A 16,867-nucleotide genomic window follows, 5' to 3' on the forward strand; every position below is an offset into this window, starting at 1 on the left:
AGGGAAAGGCTAGGCAGAGCGCTGGGCCAATGAATATGGTGTTGTTGGCAAAAGATGCCAGCAACGAGTTTTGCGACGCTCCGCAATCGCATTTGAGTTCTATGGGAAATGGGCGGACGAGATTTGATCAACTATTCTTCGCCTCTATTTTAATATTCAAAATTATCTACTTGATTCTAGGGAAGTACCAACACGGGTTTTCTTTATTTAAAAGTTGATTATCTTGTTTGCTATAATTTTTAGCATTAATTTAGTTTGATGTTAGTATTTTTAAATATACTTTTGAATAAAATTAAAATTATGGGAGCATGGGGAATTGAAGAAAAGAAAGAAGTACCAGCGGAAGTCACGTCGCTTTATAGATTTGCTTTGCAAAACAATTGCTGGATCTATTATGATCATAATCGCGTGTTTTATACGCCTGAAGAGTTTATGGATAAGTGGAGACAGTTATATAAGCAAGAGCATACTGGTTTAAGCAATATTAAAGATTTTGCAGTTAAAAGTCCATATGCTGCGATTAAACAGAGGGCTGGATGGATAAAAAAAGCAAATGAGGAGCTCCAGGCCTTATTGGAAAAGCTTGAAGGTTATGATATTCAGTTTAAACCGCCTAAATAGCCCTTTGGATTTCGGGGTGATTGGTGTCTGTCAATTTAGGATCTGTTACACGTACAACTTGATGGCTACCTAGTTCACCACCGTAAGGCTTCATCATTTTAATGATGTCTTCTTTATTGGTGGCATTTAACCAGGCATCTTCATCTTGTTGGGAAATGATCAGAGGCATACGTTTCTTCTCATTGTGAATTTCAGCTAAGAGAGGGTTAGCCTCAGTAGTGATTATTGAGAATGTTGGATAAGTGTCTCCAGTCTCATAGTCTTTAAAGTCGCTGAATACAATGCCAAGTGTGAAAATCTCTTTAGATGGAGTGTAGATGTAATAATTTTCGGTGTCTTTCTGTCCGGCAACTTTGTGAGGCTCATAGAAGCCATTCACATAAAGTAGGCCCCGATTTTTCATTATATAGTTTTTATAGGATGCTTTTTCGAATATGGTACCAGAATCAGCATTCAGTGTGTTAGCATACTTTTTTGCGTCATCTTCTGTTTTGACCCAAAATGGGATTAATTTCCAGCGAGCCTGAACAATCTTATCATTCTGATTGTTAAGTGTTACCGGCAAGTAAGGACGAGCGAAACCAGAGACGTGATAAATTTCTGATCCTTCAAAGATCACCTCTTTCTCAGGTCTTGCTTTCTTTAGATAAGTAATGTCCGGTGTTGAAACATGATAGCACATAATACAATAGTTTAAATGTTTAACAATTTTAAAACTTATATGTTTATGGATCAAGATAAATTAAATATGGAAGCCCGTGTTATTGCCTATGATAAGCATTACGGGTTTGTTGAAAATCCTCAGGATTTCAACTTTGAATATAATCCTCATCGTTTAATCGTTAAGAACTATGCAATTAGAACGGGAGATAAGGCAGCATATAATAAGTATTTGGATATCTTCTTTCCGGAGCTGACTGAAATTGAACTTAAGAACTTTGATACTGAGGTAAAGTATATCAAAGCATTGGACAATGAAGAATTGGCTAGGTGGTTAGCTAGTAATGATATTAAGGTAGTAGAATCAGATATTTCTGCAGACGATCCAGACGCTATTTTTAAGATGGTTGATGTATCTGATTCTGAAGATCCTGATATGTACGTAATCGAGGAAGAGGATTTTATCCTAAACCGAATATTGCCAAGGACTCTAATAAAAACACCAAATAAAACTTGGGTAAATATTAAACTATCTAAATGATATAGTCATGGAATACGTAAAAGTAACACACGCCGTACTAAGTGAACTTAAGAAAGATCACTATAATGTTCTAGTTACTGATTCTACGGCAGATGACGACGATCCCAAATTCATACCAGAATTTAAAGCTGACCTTTGGGGATATCTTGAAAGTCTGGACGGTGAATTAGCATGTGCGGTGATTGATGATTTACTTGCACTGAAAGAGGAAGCTTTGAAAGGCACTGTTTTGTATTAAGGGGTCATGAAATAAGCATAAATCAGGATTTATATTTGTATTAAATCAACAATTATAAATTATGATATACACTCACAATGGAAAATCCTATCTTCTTGACTTATTACTAAGCCAAGCGCTTGAGGAAAATGGAGCAAAAGCAGTTTTAAACACCTTCTTAAGTTCAAATGGTGAAAAATTTTATATGAAGATTTCTGATCAAAGAGGCGAGGAATTTTATGATGACTTAGGAATTCTTTTGGAACGTACTGATGCTTTGGAAAAAATGGATATTAAAGAGTAGGCTATAAACCTACTCTTTTCTTAAATTACTAGGATGAATTATCTTAATCTTTGCTATATTCTTCAAATTTCAACACATTTCCAGTTACTGTGAAGTCCGTAATATGGTAATCATCTTCAAAAAAGAAACCGTTGATAAATCTCTTAATTGGATGAAATAAATCTTTTGGATACTCATCATTTATTAAACTTTCATAATCATTCTTTATCGAGAAAGCCCTGGGGAATTTCCCTCTACTTTTTTTAATCAATCCACACTTTTCGAGAACTTTAGTGATATCATGCTTATAATTCCCGTGTTGAGGGTTTTTAGTACTTACATAATAATCACTTACATGGAAAGTATTTACATTACTTATTTTTTTATGATAACCGTCCTGATAATCTTTAGTAGATAATTTACCTTTTTTATAAGTTACTTTGACTAATTCACATTCGGCACTAATGATATCATTAACCTCAATAAAATAGTCTCCTCCCACAAGAAGCTTCTTCTTAGTTTTATATATCCCATTTATTATCTCAAGTAATTCTTGTTCTTTATAATCGGCTGGATTATCAGACATACCAAAATCTAATAAATTTTTTGAAAAATTTTTAAAGGATTTTTGGGCTTGTCTCAGGCTCTGGTCACTAGTTTTTAATCGTAACATAATTGGTTTTAATTTTAACAAATATACTAAATTTAAATAAGCTTAATTTTCCATCCAACCTCCAAATTTCTCTACGAAAGGTGCTTGCTCGTATTCTCCTTGCTCATTTACCCAACTGGACGATAACTATCGGCGTATGAGATGTGGGCATGAATTGTGTTTGTAAGCTTCTTGCTCAACACAGGCAAATATTTCATGATTAGCAGGAAAATGTATTGCCATGAAAGAACTTGTCTTACCTCCGGATAATAAATTTACTGTGATCACACTTTACTTTGTTTGGTAATTGTTTCAAATCGTTTTTTATCATTTAAAGTGGAGGTATAATAATTTCGAACCCAAAAATCAACAGCTCTGCTGGAGCATCCTAGGAATAGACCAACTTCGTCTGAAGACAATCCAAATCCAATAACAAGCTCGATAGCTTCTGCAGCATCGTATATTGAATAAGTGGGTTTGAATTTTTGAGACATGATTTTTCCTGTCTTAATTGAATGAAGTTATTGAATCTTTAATTGAACGTTATACCCTGCTCTGATCAGTTGGCCGACATAATAACGTGGACCAACTGGGATATCCTTGAACTGTGTAAACGGGGTCACGTCGAGTTCTCTTTTGTTAGTGTCCAGGACAAATCCTGCGTTCCGGACTTTTCTGCTCCAATACTTCAATTGTCCGGGAGTCGCTTTTTTCTTCATTAGATATCCTCGTTTTTTGATCGATCGTGCAACAAAGTATAAATTGCACATACATCTCTTATCTGCGCTAAGCAATCTTCTAACGGATGATGTGTATTTGGTAAAAAAATTAGTGGGCCAAGACCTAGGTTATTAGAATCACAATAAGTCCGGACATCTCTTTCATTTGTATAATGCCAGGGTACAACAGCCCCCTCATAGGCATTCTTTAAAATAACTAAATCAAATGCTGGTGATTTTGCCCATACTCGGCGATCTGTAAAGCATTCCTTTTGGAAATATTCATTTAATTCCAGTACTGACTGATACAAATATTTTTCGCCATTAAAGTTTTCTTCCTGAGTTTCTTCAGACTGCGCACCCCACCATAATGTGGTTTGAATAGATGTCGTTCTATTATCTTCGATCTGACGAACGTAATCAAGTTGATGATAATATGTATTTTCTGATATTTTACCTGTCTCCAAATTGAAGGCTACGGCAGCGATACTTAAAATAGCAGCTGTTGGCTTAGTGTCTAACGTTTCTATATCGATCATGATATCAGTGAATCGTCCATCTAGCTTACGCCAAATTTCTACTTCAAGATTACTTTTATCTTTATCTATTAAAATTGAGCTCATGAACTTTTCGACATCAAACAGACTACAATAGATATAGCCTAAATCTGTTTTTATCTCATATCGTCTACTAAAACCTAGTGATACATCGAGGACTTGATAAATTTTCCCTTTGTATAAGATGAAATTCCCTTTTAATTGCGTTATTTCTAATTTTTCCATTTTAAATCTTTTTAAGATGACCTGTACGTTCGTACAGGTCCATTTTTTCTATTTGTTGAATTATTAATTTTGGTTGCTCGACGTTTAATTCTCGAAATCCAACGGCTGTCTGCAGATGATCACCAGGTTCTGATTCTATCGACCAGTCATTATCGAGATCTATGCAGTAACTCATCGGTTGACTGATATCCCCGAATATCGTTTTGACGACTTCGAAACTTCGCTGATCGGAATCAACGAAGATCAGCCCCAGGTACCATGTCGGTTTATACGTCGAGGTCGGCTTCATGATTTTCTTTCTTAAGCCTGACTGAAACAGATCTCAGTTGAGCGTTTACATCAAATATTTCGATAGGCCATTGGTTAACTTTGATGTGATGCTGCACCTCATTTCTCAAGCGATCGGGATCTGAAGATCTGATCTCAAATCTATCTTTATACTTACGTGGCGGATTTGTTTTTACTGCTTTAACCAACAATGCGATGTAATCTTGTTCTTGTTTTTTCATGATTTAGTTATGTAAAATTTGGTTTTTCTGTTCCTGGTACCGGTGTCGGAAATCCATCTGCAGGGATTGTTTTAAATGTGGGGTCGTAGACTTTAGCGCCATTGACTTCATTCCATCCACCTGTTTCTTTTTCGGTCTGCAGATAAAAATAATCTTGCGCCACTGTGTCTATGCTTTTGCTCCAAGTTTTTAATTTGTGATCAAGTTCATAGGCAGGAAATCTTCTCGAGAATCTTTTTGATTTTCCTAATAAGTCTTTTGGATTGTATCTCCAGCCTTTAAATTGTGCGAATAACCTTAATTTTGAATTGAATAATTGTGCACTATACTTGTTCATATTAGCAGAATTTTTGAAGTCTTCTAATGCGATTTTGACAGGTATCACAATATCAATTGTACCCATGTCGTTGTTAAAATAATTTTCTGCCCATTCTAAAAAAGTTAATCCAATATCCGCTAGGATATTTCGTTCCATGATATTTTTCATGGGTGCTTCTATTTGCGAAGTAGATAAATATAGATGTGAGCATTGGATCAATAGATTTAGAAAATTATTCCAATCGTTATCATCAAAAGCCGAAAAAAGCGATTTACCTAAATCAGAAACAGGGGTACGTTCTTCCCTAAATTCTCCCAGTTTATTGTTGTGGAAATAATTTGACATCCCAAGAAATAGAATTCTACGCAACAATGAACCTGACATTTTGCCGGGGGTATAGTTGGTTGATATCGATATTTTTGGAGATTCAGATTTATCCAACGAAACGCGTGTTTTTCCTTTAGGATTGACGGTCATGTCTCCAGTGACTAAAGAAAACAGCTGTTCGAAGTCAAAGCCCTGAGCGGCATCATCAATGTATAAGCTGTCTGTTTTTCGAGTGATTTGCTCAAGCACATGTGAATCATCAAATAGCTTATCTTTTTTTCCATTCAAAAACACTTGTTCACGAACCTGTTTGATTGCTTCAAAGAAAATAGATTTACCAGTACCACCTTGAGGTAAACCATCTTCATTCGGCGTATCATCCATTGCTACAACAGACCATGATCGACTTGGATCTTTATATCGATGTACTAAATATCCAAGTGCGTAATACTTGGACATCAGGTGTAACTCTTGTTCATACCGTTCTTCGTCAGTCAGATTCGGTCCCGAGATATTGAATCGATTTTCCGATTTGTATTTTTCGATTTCTTCTGAAGAGAGATCGTCCAGATTATCCTCTAACTCTTTTCTCCAATGAACACGGGATGTTTGAATCAAGAAACGATTGAAAATACAGTCGTTATTAAGCATAGTTAACTTGAAGCGTCCATCTTGTTCTAAAACATTAAACATTGGATCCAATAATCTGCTAAATGGCTTTTGTATAATCTGTGATTCCCAAACGTAAAATCCACTACCTTCATTCTTTACTTCAGTAATTCCCTTATCATCAATTTTTATTGTTTTTTTAGGGAAATACATCAGCTGGGTGTTAAACCATGCGTCACGAAAATCTAATTCCAATTCGGGCAATTGAGTAAAATGTGTATCACTCAAAATCGGTGATTTATGAACTGTATCAATTAAACCTTCTTCCATATACCATTGACGGAGAAAGTTGATAACGAATGATTTGATTTGCTCAGGCTTTACGATGCTAACTACAGAGCCCTTAACATGAATATATTCTATAAAGTCTGGCATCGTTTCATATCGTCCAAAACCATTCTTTATTAGGAAATTCAACATGCGCTCGATACTTATCTTGTATTCATATACTGGACGTCCGAATTTGAATCGTGCATTTCCGTCACGATCTAACGCTTGATGAGAATCCCAAAAGCGCATAGGTTTAGCCATCTTAACCAAGTTCCGAAATGATGATGCACTGAAATAATTTAAATAATCTCTAACATCTTTGCACTTACGTAAGTATTGATCGGTCTTGTACTGCAGTTCTACGGGGAGGTCGACCGTCTTTATGTCTAAGTAATTGGTAGAAGTAGAAGTAAAACATAAAGCGAGGTTCTCACGTTGTCCGGTATAGTCCAAATCAGGACATGTACATATATTATGCGCTAAAGAACGTAATTCCTTCAATACAGACGACGATAATTTGAAATATTCAGACGCACCATACACACACTCGAAACCTATGGCTGCTTTGTTGATCGCATCGGAGCCACCAGTACTGAAGAAAACATTTTCTAACTTAATCTTTTCCCGTTGGAATGATGTATCATCATTTGATTTAGCTTCTTTCTGTTTTTGATCACGAAGTTTTTCGACTTTAGCACGCAACTGTACCAGCCCGTGTAGGAAGTATCGATCGCCTCCATTATAGTACATAAAGCGAAATTTCTTGTCTTTATTTTTTGGTTGATATATTTTTTTCCACTTCGTTTTCTTTTCATTAATTGTCGATTCCTCTTCTATTGAAATGATAGGATAATGATCTTGAGACTCAACGATTGTCTTCTTACGCTCTTTAACTATGCTGTAGGATGATAAAGGATGCCAATTTTGATTAGTCAATAATAATTTCAATGAATCATAGACAGCTTTTTTACGGTCTTCTTCCTTTATATGTTTGTGCTTGTATTCTACATCAGCAATTGCATATCTGGAAAATAAAATATCGATCCACGAGTCTGGCCACTCTTCTAAGTGTCCAAATTCCCAAAGACCTTCTTTTTCATCCGGATTAGCATCTTCTTTACGGAATTTTGCGGTGTAAAGAGATTGAACTTCCTGCCCAAATGATAAGTTATGCCTTGTTACGATTATTTTCAATGCTTCGCCATAGGTGCAATTTTCTTCATGCTGCACAAGTGCAATTGCATTACGTGGTTTGGCACTACCTCCACCTCCAAAATCCGTGACGATATATCGATGCTCAGGTGTTTTTTTGATTGCGCACGATTCAGACTTATCAGCGTCACGCATCCGAAAATGTTTATTCGTCCCTACAAAATCATCGATATCTTTTACATACCAACGTATGATATCAAGTCCTCCATTTGTCTCCTGAAATATTTGATCTATGTCGAATGCCATGTTTTGTTCTTAATAGTTTTGTTGATTTTCATTTATTCTTATCTCCCAATTGTGTGATCTTCTTGGAGGAGAAGGAAGGCGCTTTTGTTGCCCAGATTTAGTTTCCATACGTTTCAAAATCAATATGCACAGGGCGAGTACAAACAGGCCACAAATGATGATCGTGATCATAATGATTATCTGTAGGTGTTGGATCTGTTTTTCCTGTTCTGCTATTATCTCTGCAGATAGCTGTTGTATTTTTAGATTGGTCATGATTAAAAGTGTTTTCTGATGATTGATGGCTTTGTGAAATGATCCGGCGCTGTATTTACTATTCGTGAGAATTCCTCTATCAGTTTTTCCCGACCAGGATATAGAATGAAAGGGAAACTGAAATCAATTAATACCTCATAGCTTTCAGTTTTGTGAGTTATCTTCATATACTGAGGATTGTCATTCAGCTCCATTTCAATTCCTATTACTATTTGCTTTGCGACTTGTTTAATGACATATTCGCAAAGGGTACTACCCAGCCCCTCTTTTGGATTCTTGCGTAAATGATCTAAATATCTCAGCCCTATATCTTGTGTGCCCAAAGCCATACGTCCTTCTATTGTTCGTTTATAGGGTTCGTATATCGACATCATCTTATAGATATGTTTATTCAATTCGATCAATTGATTTTCACGGATGTTTTTCGTTGTAATCAATCTATTATTGAGCACTACTACAGTCGCTATAAGGTACACATTGAGTGCTAGGGAGGCTATTATTATTAATGTTGTCATTTGTTTATTGATTTGAATATTTACGAACTAGGTCTTCGACTGAATCGAAGATTCCCATTTTGAATAGTACTGCAGCTTCGCGCTCCACCTGAGCACCTGCAGAGTATTGCCACCCGTCGAGCAGTAGCAGATCAGAGCATTCTGCGAGCACCTGAAAACCTCGACGATAGTATTTAGGATCCGAAGAATCTTCGCTTTTAATATCTGCACAGAAATCGTGTGGATTCCGGATCTCAAAGCCCAGGGCATTGAGCTGCTTTTGCGCCTGATAGAATGCAGATCGATTCAAATCGGGTTGACCACTGACTGGCCCAGCTATGTATATTATGATTTCATTCATGATTTCAATTTGATTACAGTGATACAAAATATCATCGCTCTATCCCTAAGCGATGAGGACCCCGTATAAAGAACTGGGGATATTTACGTTTCTATCGGGTTTATTGATTTTGAAAGTCCACGCCTTTGATTGCTAGAAGGATCCGTCTAGCAGTTTCAATGATTCTTACATCGTACTCATCTTTTAATGTGACTAGCTCTTGATGAACTTTAACTCGGCTCGTTTTGTACCCTTGAGCTTCCAGTGCTTCTGTAATCAATCGGGGGAATGCTTTAGGGGCATTTTTCCGCATAAAGTCGAGCTCTTCTATGCTTACTATCATGCTAGTGTTTTCTACTTGTGTATTCATTATCGTGTGTTTTTAATTTTTGAATTCGTTTACGGTTTTCCGTATTGTTTGTTATGTTTTTTTGTTACGTTTGTTCGTTCGTTCGTTTTGTTATTACAAATATATACGCAAAATGAGTACAAAACAAAATATAATACGCAAAATGAGTACAAATAATGATAAATCATTGATTCTAAATCAAATAAAAATTCAGCTAGGTTATAGTAAAGACTCAGAATTTGCTAAATTCCTAGGAATAAAGCCACAAACATTATCGACTTGGCATACGAGAAATACATTTGACATAGAATTAGTGTACGCAAAATGCGAACAAATTGACGCAAATTGGCTTTTGACCGGAAAGGGGCAAATACTAAAAAATGAAGAAAATCAATTTCCTTCAGGAGAATTAAACGCAGTTAAAGAACCAGTACAAGGTTATGGTGATGATGCTGAATTTTGGAAGAATGAATATATAGCTATACAAAAGAAATATACCGCTTTATTGGAGAATAAGCTGCAAGAAATATTTACTGCAGATAAAAGCTCTAAAGCAGGTTAAAATGGAAGTTATTTGGAGGAATTGGGATAATAATTACTAACCTAAAATTGAAATATGAAGTATTTATGTATTGCATTGATGGGACTTTTGATAATGTCATGTGGCACAAGTCCTGAAGATAAAGCTGAAAAGAAGAAGAAGGAAGATATTGAAAAAATCAAAGCTAATGCTCTAACATTTCTGTTGAATTCTTCTGAAAAGGATCCAGAAGGAATTATTATTGATTCTATCGAATTATTAAAAATCGATACATTAACTGAGCTTTTGGACTCCACACATTCTATGAATTCATATATGCAAAATTTTACTAGACTTAAGAAATACCGAGAAATATTAGTTTCAGAAGTTAAAAATAGAGCAGAGTTTGCTGAAATTTCTAAAAAATTGAATATGGATCCAAGCTCATGGGAGGATGATGCGAAAACTAAGTATAAGAAATCGATGGAAATTGGGAAATATGCATTAACTCTTTTAGATCACATTGAAAAACTTGACTCTTTGATTAAAATTAAAGCTTATGACTCAAAAACTCCAACAGGTTACCTTGCTATTGTTAATGCATATGCTCATAACAAAGATATGGTCTCTCGTGATCTAGACTCAGTTTATATTCCTCTGAAAATCAATCTTATGATTAATGATAGGATAAGTAAGATTCATGAAATTAATTTCGATAAATTTTAGTCCTGAAAGAAATTGAAAAATATACTATGAGAAAATATCTACTGACAATATCAATCATTTTTACCGTCATTTTTGCAAAAGCTCAGGATGATATTTTTAAACCACCCAGCGATACATCATTAGCTTTTTGTTTAATTGGTGAATCAAATGTTATTGGAGAGAAATTTTCCGAATATAATATATATGGTACAACATATTTGAAAAGAGACTTAATTGTTCCTGTTGTTGCAGCATTAAATGGTGTGAACGATTATAAAAGTTTCGAAATCGCATATCGGGGGAAAAGCTTTTTTGTTGATGCTGAAAAAGTAAAAGTAAATTCTAAAACATTTAATCTTCTTGCTTCTATGAATGAAGATTCTAAATCTGCATATAGACAAATGGCTGTAGATGCTGGAATAGAAATTCATGTCGAGGAAATGGTAGAAATGACAGAATGGTTTAAGAAAACTAGTCCTTCGGGAATAGCTATTTATAAACGCCAAGTTTATGATGAAAGTGAATATACGGATGGAACAGGTATTGAGTTTCAAATACATAATACCAGTAAGAAAACTATTAAATATATAACTTTTAATTTCACAGGCTATAATGCCGTCGATGATCCTGTTTCAACTATGAAAACTAGAAAAGGCATTGGACCCATTGAACCAGAAAATGCTGGAGGTTACACATTTGAATATGTTTGGCATACCGATATTGTTGAATACGCCAAATTAAATTCTATAAAAATTCAATATACAGATAATACTTTTAAGACATTGACATCAAATACTTTAAGCAAACTATTTGTCCCTGATGTATACAAAGAATATCTTCTAGATTAGTTTCGACTAATTATATTGTTTGACAGATTTTCGTACACCTATACGTACACCTTTGATTTAAACAACTGATAATTAACAAATTAATTGCATCGGCTCCGGGTACCGAAAAAGGATCTGAAGTTAATTCTTCAGATCCTTTTCTTTTATAAAACCTACTCCTGTTGTTTCACACAAGTCTTTATTTTTTATCAAAAGGGTACCCTAATGAGGTATTTGTCACTTTAAAAAGAGTTTAAACATGCTGAACGACTTACTTTGTGGATAGTATGTTCTAGAATTGGAGCTTCTTTTTTTATACTTTATTTGATTTAAATCATTTATATTTACTTTTATAATCATTTGCTATTGCAACTGCTTACCCTATTTCTGTTACTATAAAACCTACTTTTTAATGTACTGAGAATAGAAGATATGCAACCTAAATTCTAAATAATAAAAAAATGAAACAATACTTGCTAGTTGGTATCCTTTTCTTGTTCACAGCGACATCGTATGCAAAAATTCGTCTTCCTAATATTTTAGGGAGTAATATGGTCCTACAACAAAAATCCACGACTAAGCTATGGGGATGGGCAGAGCCGGGTGAAAAGATTAAAATCACTACTTCTTGGGATAATAAGGTTAGCGAAAACGTTGCCGACGGAAATGCAAAATGGCAGATCGATATCCAGACGCCACAAGCAGGCGGACCTTACAGTATTACGCTTCAAGGAAATAATAAAATAGTCCTTGAAAATATATTGATCGGAGAGGTGTGGGTCTGTAGCGGTCAATCTAATATGGAGTGGTCATACAATCAAGGTATCACAAGTATAAAGGATGAGTTTTCCCAACTAAACACACGTAATATTCGATTGTTTAATATCCCTAAAACAACTTCTCAAACACCACAGGATAATAATGAAGGTAATTGGTCAGTTTGTGACAGTAACGCCATAAAGAATTTTAGCGCAGTAGGTTATTATTTTGGTAAACACCTCAACGAAGATTTAGATGTTCCAATTGGATTGATCGGTAGCAATTGGGGCGGTACACCAGCTGAAGTGTGGACTCCCGAAGAGCTGGTGAATAATAATACGGTTCTCAAAGAAGGGGCAACTAACAATAAACCTACAGCGTGGTGGCCTGTATCGCCAGGATATGCTTACAATGCCATGATTGCTCCACTTGTCAATTATAAAATAGCAGGTACAATCTGGTATCAGGGTGAAAGTAATAAAGAGACAGCATCTACTTATACGGAATTGATCAATACCATGGTTGGATCATGGCGTAAGGCATGGAATAAAGAATTTCCATTTTATTATGTACAGATTGCACCATTTCGTTATGAAAGACATGGTGTCGGAGCTTTATTGAGAGAAGCGCAGGCTAAAAACCTTACTACAAAAAATACAGGAATGGTGGTGATTTCAGATTTAGTCACAGATACGTTGAACATTCACCCTACAAATAAAAAAGATGTAGGTCTAAGATTAGCAAACCTTGCTTTAGTAGAAACCTATGGTCTTAAGAAAGATGCGCACAAAAGCCCGATGTTTAAATCATTAACAATAAAGGATAAAGAAGCTATCCTCGACTTTGATTATGCTACATCAGGATTAGTTTTAAAAGGAGATCAACCAAAGGAGCTTTTTATTGCTGGAGCGGATAAAGTATTCTATCCTGCAACAGTTAAAATAAAAGGAAATCAACTCCTTGTCTCCAATAAACAAGTGAAGGCTCCTGTAGCGGTACGCTATCAGTTTAGTAACACTGGAATCGGAAATATTTTTACTAAAAATAATCTTCCAATGGCGCCATTTAGAACAGATAATTGGGAAATTGATACAAGCCCCTTGAAATAATGAAATAGATTTCTGATGGTTGCTTGTTAGCATCATAAATCTATTTGCACCGCTACTTCTTTAGATTAGAATTTCATTAGATATTCATATTTCTGTTTAATTTCCTCTAACCTTTCTTTAAATTTGTGAATTAAAGTAAATTACTATGCAGATATTAGTTGTGGAGGATGATAAACGGATCAGTGATTTTCTAATTAAAGGATTAGAAGAAAACGGCTATTTGGTTACGTTATGTCGGTCTGCAGAAGAAGTCATTGCTAATTACCTCAATATAGCATGGGATCTCTTGATTATTGATATTATGCTTCCGGGAATGGATGGTAGACAACTGGTCAGTACTTTGCGCTATAAAGATTGCCGTGCACCTGTCTTAATGTTGAGTGCATTAAACACGGTACAAGATAAGGTCGATTCTTTAGATATTGGGGCTGATGATTACTTGACCAAACCATTTCACTTTGATGAATTATTATCTCGGATTAAAGCACTGACCCGTCGTAGTCAGATTGGCTTTGACGTTAAAAAAAGCCAATGTATACAGATCGGATCACTCATGATCGACAAAGATCAATATAAGGTGTTTGATGGGGGACAGGAGGTGGAATTATCACCTCGAGAATTTAAACTCTTGATGTACTTGGTGGAAAATCAGAATAAAGCGGTTAGCCGAATTCAGATCCTCAATGCAGTATGGGGAATCAATTTTGATAATCAGACCAATGTCGTTGATGTTTATATTTCTTATGTTCGCAATAAGGTAGAAAAAAATCAAAAATATATTTTTACTGTAAAAGGAGTAGGGTATCTATTTAAGTTAGAACAATGAATTTAAAGAACCGACTTTCTATATATGCAGCTTTCATCTTTGGAGTGATTATTTTGATTGCCTCGACGATCATCTATGTGTCTTTTTATACTAAGATGGAAAGCCAGGAATTTCGGAATCTGGAGAGTAAGACCCTCTTATCTGCTCTATTTTATCTGGAGAAAGACGAGGTGTCATTTATCGAACATGAATCGATTAAAAATCAACTTCAGAAGAATATTTCTAAACGCAATATACTGGTTGTGGACTCCCTTAATAGACGCTATGATGGACTGATGGAGGACGATGCTCCAGTTTCTTCAGATTTTTTCGATTTGGTACGTAAACAGGATGAAGCACAACTTAAAACAGATGCTTTTTTTTATAATGGACTTTTTTATCATGATAATGAAGGTGATTTTGTTATTGTAACACGGGCGTCAACAGCCGAGTTTCAAGATCAGATGAAACTGTTGTTGCATATCTTATTGGCTGTATCGCTAATTGGATTGATTTTGATCCTGATTTTCTCTCAGTTTCTTGGAAATATTGCTTATGATCCGATCCTCAAGATGATCAGTCAGATTAAGAAAAAAGACAATCAAAATTTCAATGAACCCATTGTATTAAATAAATCCTATCAAGAGGTACAGGAATTAGTTGATACCTACAATCACTTTGTTGAAAAGCTAAGTCAGACCTTTTCCATTCAAAAAAATTTTATCGATTATGTTTCTCATGAATTGCGAACACCCCTTGCCGCGATTTTAGGGACATTGGAAGTGAGTAAACAAAAGCCTAGAACTGTCGAAGAGCATGAGCTCGTCAATTTACAGCTGAAACGTTATACCGAAGATCTCCGTGATACGATCGATCATATGATGATTCTATCGGGCGCAAAGACTAATTTTGAGACTAAGATCATACGTATTGATGAAGTACTTTGGGAAATTATTGAGCAACTTACCTTAGTGCATGGTGCCCAGATCAGTGTTGATATCCAGGTTGCAGATACCGATATATTAAAAATCGATGCGAATGATAAGCTGTTACAGCTTGCTGTTCAAAATATAATTTTAAATGCTGTCAAGTATTCCAATAATCAACCTATCGTTGTTCATCTCAAATCCCATAGTGGTAAATTGCTTGTTGAAATCATCGACCAAGGAATAGGTATTCTGCCAGAGGAACTTATTCGCGTGACCGAAAATTTTTATAGAGGTGAAAATGCACATGGTTATACGGGGAAAGGGATTGGTCTATCGTTAGCGAATGTTATTTTTAAACTCCATCACATTCGTATGGATATCAGTTCTAGTACAAAAGGGACAATCGTCTCGTTGTATTTCTAATCAAATTCTAATCTACTTCGAAATTCCTGTTAATCTTCTAAGCATAGCTTTGCTAAAAATAATAAATAGTGAAGATATATTGGTTTATAGGTGTTTTTCTATTGACAGTTGGTCAATCGCGGGCACAGACGTATTCGTTACAGGCATTGAAGGATATGCTTCTGCAGAACAATGGACAACTTATTGCTCAAAAGTATCAGATAGCTGCTTCAGATGCATTGGTCGTACAGGAAAAATTATGGTCTAATCCTACTCTAAGTATTAGTGAAGTCAATCTTTGGAAAAATGGTACCTCAGAGACTTTACCTTATCTGTTTGGAAAATACGGGCAACAACAGCAAGTCGCGGTAGAATTAGAACAGCTGATTGAAACTGCCGGAAAACGTAAAAAAAGAATCAGTCTTAAATCCTTAGAAAGGAAAGATGCTTTACTTGATTATGAAGAATTACTTCGTGAATTACAATTTGAGTTAGATGAAGCATATTGGAGCTATATGGCTGTCTCCCGAAAAGAGTCGCTCGTGGATTCCATTGTAAATCTCTATCAGAATTTGGAAAATCAATATAAACGTCAATCCGACCTCAATAATATTCCTAAATCTGATTACCTCCGTATTCAAGCTGCGCTTATCAATTTTGAAAAAGATCGTGTGGAACTTTATGCCGACAAAAATAATTGGTTGACAAAGATTAAAGTTTTGACTCAGAATGAAACGATTGAAAATCTGCAAATTGAACAATCTGAGGTGCCGTTAAATTTATCTCAAAAAATACCCCTTGATATTGAGCATCAGTTATTAGATCAAAATATTGGTTATCAAAAACAAATCAACGAACGTGATAAGGCAAAGCAACAGCTTTTGATCGAAAAAGCTGAAAGAACGCCCAATCTAACATTTCAATTAAGTTATGATCGTGGTGGAAATATTATGCGTGATTTTGTAGGTGCTGGAGTTAGCATGGACTTACCTATTTGGAACCGAAATAAGGGAAATATAAAAGCCGCCGAAAGTATGGCAAAACATGCTGAATCGCAACAAAATGTGTTACTCAGTCAATTGAAAGGACAGCTCAAAGATTTACAGTATCAAGTTGCACTATATGAAGTTACTTTATTAAAATCAAAAAATATTGCTTCGGAAGAACGCAAAGCTATGATTGCTAACTACCAAAAACATTTACAGAAGAAACAGATCACTTTATTGGAGTTTATTGATTTTATAGAAGCTTATCAGGAAACCGAAACGGGTATTGTTGATATGACTTTAGCTTATCAAATGGCACATGCGCAATTACAATATTTAACCGGACAAAAATTTTAGAAA

Annotated in this window: 22 protein-coding genes; 11 read left to right on the plus strand and 11 right to left on the minus strand. The window is 35.3% G+C overall.

The genetic code is table 11. The annotated features are described in order from the left end of the window. The first annotated feature begins 258 nt into the window (after positions 1 to 258). Positions 259 to 621 carry a hypothetical protein gene (locus HCX49_RS21850; protein ID WP_206368664.1) on the plus strand — a complete coding sequence of 121 codons (363 nt, stop codon included), beginning with the start codon at positions 259 to 261 and terminating at the stop codon, positions 619 to 621. Here HCX49_RS21850 and HCX49_RS21855 read toward each other — a convergent pair. Then, a complete protein-coding gene (locus HCX49_RS21855; protein ID WP_168128144.1) occupies positions 614 to 1,303 on the minus strand; it encodes an SOS response-associated peptidase in 690 nt (229 codons plus the stop codon). The genes HCX49_RS21850 and HCX49_RS21855 overlap by 8 nt on opposite strands. 45 nt (positions 1,304 to 1,348) lie before the next feature. Here HCX49_RS21855 and HCX49_RS21860 point away from each other — a divergent pair, with 45 nt between their 5' ends. The 3 genes from HCX49_RS21860 (at position 1,349) to HCX49_RS21870 (ending at position 2,343) form a co-directional block, all read left to right on the plus strand. After that, on the plus strand, positions 1,349 to 1,822 hold the full coding sequence (locus HCX49_RS21860) for a hypothetical protein (protein WP_168128145.1): 474 nt from the start codon (positions 1,349 to 1,351) through the stop codon (positions 1,820 to 1,822). Positions 1,823 to 1,829: 7 nt separating this feature from the next. After that, complete coding sequence (locus HCX49_RS21865) at positions 1,830 to 2,060, plus strand: hypothetical protein (protein WP_168128146.1); 231 nt, start codon at positions 1,830 to 1,832, stop codon at positions 2,058 to 2,060. Positions 2,061 to 2,121: 61 nt separating this feature from the next. Beyond that, positions 2,122 to 2,343, plus strand: a complete 222-nt coding sequence (locus HCX49_RS21870) for a hypothetical protein (protein ID WP_168128147.1) — start codon at positions 2,122 to 2,124, stop codon at positions 2,341 to 2,343. Positions 2,344 to 2,386: 43 nt separating this feature from the next. On the opposite strand, the gene HCX49_RS21875 is transcribed toward HCX49_RS21870, so the two are convergent. The 10 genes from HCX49_RS21875 to HCX49_RS21920 form a co-directional block, all read right to left on the minus strand. Then, positions 2,387 to 2,995, minus strand: a complete 609-nt coding sequence (locus HCX49_RS21875) for a hypothetical protein (RefSeq protein ID WP_168128148.1) — start codon at positions 2,993 to 2,995, stop codon at positions 2,387 to 2,389. Between the two features lie 263 nt (positions 2,996 to 3,258). After that, entirely contained in the window at positions 3,259 to 3,468 is a 210-nt protein-coding gene (locus HCX49_RS21880; RefSeq protein WP_168128149.1) for a hypothetical protein, read from the minus strand. Between the two features lie 224 nt (positions 3,469 to 3,692). Further along, positions 3,693 to 4,475 carry a 3'-5' exonuclease gene (locus HCX49_RS21885; RefSeq protein WP_168128150.1) on the minus strand — a complete coding sequence of 261 codons (783 nt, stop codon included), beginning with the start codon at positions 4,473 to 4,475 and terminating at the stop codon, positions 3,693 to 3,695. A 1-nt stretch (position 4,476) separates the two neighbouring features. After that, positions 4,477 to 4,764, minus strand: a complete 288-nt coding sequence (locus HCX49_RS21890) for a hypothetical protein (RefSeq protein ID WP_168128151.1) — start codon at positions 4,762 to 4,764, stop codon at positions 4,477 to 4,479. Then, a complete protein-coding gene (locus tag HCX49_RS21895) occupies positions 4,742 to 4,984 on the minus strand; it encodes a hypothetical protein (protein ID WP_168128152.1) in 243 nt (80 codons plus the stop codon). The genes HCX49_RS21890 and HCX49_RS21895 overlap by 23 nt, the downstream gene beginning before the upstream one ends. Before the next feature lie 7 nt (positions 4,985 to 4,991). After that, entirely contained in the window at positions 4,992 to 8,027 is a 3,036-nt protein-coding gene (locus HCX49_RS21900) for a primase-helicase family protein (protein ID WP_168128153.1), read from the minus strand. A 9-nt stretch (positions 8,028 to 8,036) separates the two neighbouring features. Further along, on the minus strand, positions 8,037 to 8,282 hold the full coding sequence (locus HCX49_RS21905; RefSeq protein WP_168128154.1) for a hypothetical protein: 246 nt from the start codon (positions 8,280 to 8,282) through the stop codon (positions 8,037 to 8,039). A gap of 2 nt (positions 8,283 to 8,284) precedes the next feature. Further along, on the minus strand, positions 8,285 to 8,797 hold the full coding sequence (locus HCX49_RS21910; protein ID WP_168128155.1) for a hypothetical protein: 513 nt from the start codon (positions 8,795 to 8,797) through the stop codon (positions 8,285 to 8,287). A gap of 4 nt (positions 8,798 to 8,801) precedes the next feature. Further along, entirely contained in the window at positions 8,802 to 9,164 is a 363-nt protein-coding gene (locus HCX49_RS21915) for a DUF4406 domain-containing protein (protein ID WP_168128156.1), read from the minus strand. 73 nt (positions 9,165 to 9,237) lie between these two features. After that, on the minus strand, positions 9,238 to 9,486 hold the full coding sequence (locus tag HCX49_RS21920) for a hypothetical protein (protein WP_168128157.1): 249 nt from the start codon (positions 9,484 to 9,486) through the stop codon (positions 9,238 to 9,240). Between the two features lie 112 nt (positions 9,487 to 9,598). Between HCX49_RS21920 and HCX49_RS21925 the strand changes: the two genes are divergently transcribed. The 7 genes from HCX49_RS21925 (at position 9,599) to HCX49_RS21955 (ending at position 16,864) form a co-directional block, all read left to right on the plus strand. Further along, positions 9,599 to 10,027, plus strand: a complete 429-nt coding sequence (locus HCX49_RS21925) for a helix-turn-helix domain-containing protein (protein ID WP_206368666.1) — start codon at positions 9,599 to 9,601, stop codon at positions 10,025 to 10,027. Positions 10,028 to 10,081: 54 nt separating this feature from the next. After that, complete coding sequence (locus HCX49_RS21930; protein WP_168128158.1) at positions 10,082 to 10,711, plus strand: hypothetical protein; 630 nt, start codon at positions 10,082 to 10,084, stop codon at positions 10,709 to 10,711. Positions 10,712 to 10,737: 26 nt separating this feature from the next. After that, positions 10,738 to 11,538 carry a hypothetical protein gene (locus HCX49_RS21935; RefSeq protein WP_168128159.1) on the plus strand — a complete coding sequence of 267 codons (801 nt, stop codon included), beginning with the start codon at positions 10,738 to 10,740 and terminating at the stop codon, positions 11,536 to 11,538. A 440-nt stretch (positions 11,539 to 11,978) separates the two neighbouring features. Next, positions 11,979 to 13,385, plus strand: coding sequence for a sialate O-acetylesterase (locus HCX49_RS21940; RefSeq protein WP_132771864.1), 1,407 nt, complete (start codon positions 11,979 to 11,981; stop codon positions 13,383 to 13,385). 145 nt (positions 13,386 to 13,530) lie between these two features. Beyond that, entirely contained in the window at positions 13,531 to 14,211 is a 681-nt protein-coding gene (locus tag HCX49_RS21945) for a response regulator transcription factor (RefSeq protein ID WP_021190960.1), read from the plus strand. Beyond that, positions 14,208 to 15,542, plus strand: a complete 1,335-nt coding sequence (locus HCX49_RS21950) for a sensor histidine kinase (protein ID WP_132771863.1) — start codon at positions 14,208 to 14,210, stop codon at positions 15,540 to 15,542. The genes HCX49_RS21945 and HCX49_RS21950 overlap by 4 nt, the downstream gene beginning before the upstream one ends. A 68-nt stretch (positions 15,543 to 15,610) precedes the next feature. After that, entirely contained in the window at positions 15,611 to 16,864 is a 1,254-nt protein-coding gene (locus HCX49_RS21955) for a TolC family protein (protein ID WP_132771862.1), read from the plus strand. The last annotated feature ends 3 nt before the right edge of the window (positions 16,865 to 16,867 follow it).

This window comes from Sphingobacterium sp. B16(2022) (assembly GCF_012030425.1).
Taxonomy (GTDB): Bacteria; Bacteroidota; Bacteroidia; order Sphingobacteriales; family Sphingobacteriaceae; genus Sphingobacterium; species Sphingobacterium anhuiense.

Excerpts from the sequence above, each read along its gene's own strand:
- HCX49_RS21905 (WP_168128154.1), bottom strand. The coding sequence starts at position 8,282 with ATGACCAATCTAAAAATACAACAGCTATCTGCAGAGATAATAGCAGAA.
- HCX49_RS21920 (WP_168128157.1), bottom strand. The coding sequence starts at position 9,486 with ATGAATACACAAGTAGAAAACACTAGCATGATAGTAAGCATAGAAGAG.
- HCX49_RS21945 (WP_021190960.1), top strand. The coding sequence starts at position 13,531 with ATGCAGATATTAGTTGTGGAGGATGATAAACGGATCAGTGATTTTCTA.
- HCX49_RS21890 (WP_168128151.1), bottom strand. The coding sequence starts at position 4,764 with ATGAAGCCGACCTCGACGTATAAACCGACATGGTACCTGGGGCTGATC.
- HCX49_RS21950 (WP_132771863.1), top strand. The coding sequence starts at position 14,208 with ATGAATTTAAAGAACCGACTTTCTATATATGCAGCTTTCATCTTTGGA.
- HCX49_RS21930 (WP_168128158.1), top strand. The coding sequence starts at position 10,082 with ATGAAGTATTTATGTATTGCATTGATGGGACTTTTGATAATGTCATGT.
- HCX49_RS21900 (WP_168128153.1), bottom strand. The coding sequence starts at position 8,027 with ATGGCATTCGACATAGATCAAATATTTCAGGAGACAAATGGAGGACTT.
- HCX49_RS21865 (WP_168128146.1), top strand. The coding sequence starts at position 1,830 with ATGGAATACGTAAAAGTAACACACGCCGTACTAAGTGAACTTAAGAAA.
- HCX49_RS21860 (WP_168128145.1), top strand. The coding sequence starts at position 1,349 with ATGGATCAAGATAAATTAAATATGGAAGCCCGTGTTATTGCCTATGAT.
- HCX49_RS21940 (WP_132771864.1), top strand. The coding sequence starts at position 11,979 with ATGAAACAATACTTGCTAGTTGGTATCCTTTTCTTGTTCACAGCGACA.
- HCX49_RS21910 (WP_168128155.1), bottom strand. The coding sequence starts at position 8,797 with ATGACAACATTAATAATAATAGCCTCCCTAGCACTCAATGTGTACCTT.
- HCX49_RS21885 (WP_168128150.1), bottom strand. The coding sequence starts at position 4,475 with ATGGAAAAATTAGAAATAACGCAATTAAAAGGGAATTTCATCTTATAC.
- HCX49_RS21875 (WP_168128148.1), bottom strand. The coding sequence starts at position 2,995 with ATGTTACGATTAAAAACTAGTGACCAGAGCCTGAGACAAGCCCAAAAA.
- HCX49_RS21925 (WP_206368666.1), top strand. The coding sequence starts at position 9,599 with ATGAGTACAAAACAAAATATAATACGCAAAATGAGTACAAATAATGAT.
- HCX49_RS21935 (WP_168128159.1), top strand. The coding sequence starts at position 10,738 with ATGAGAAAATATCTACTGACAATATCAATCATTTTTACCGTCATTTTT.
- HCX49_RS21880 (WP_168128149.1), bottom strand. The coding sequence starts at position 3,468 with ATGTCTCAAAAATTCAAACCCACTTATTCAATATACGATGCTGCAGAA.
- HCX49_RS21895 (WP_168128152.1), bottom strand. The coding sequence starts at position 4,984 with ATGAAAAAACAAGAACAAGATTACATCGCATTGTTGGTTAAAGCAGTA.
- HCX49_RS21850 (WP_206368664.1), top strand. The coding sequence starts at position 259 with ATGTTAGTATTTTTAAATATACTTTTGAATAAAATTAAAATTATGGGA.
- HCX49_RS21855 (WP_168128144.1), bottom strand. The coding sequence starts at position 1,303 with ATGTGCTATCATGTTTCAACACCGGACATTACTTATCTAAAGAAAGCA.
- HCX49_RS21870 (WP_168128147.1), top strand. The coding sequence starts at position 2,122 with ATGATATACACTCACAATGGAAAATCCTATCTTCTTGACTTATTACTA.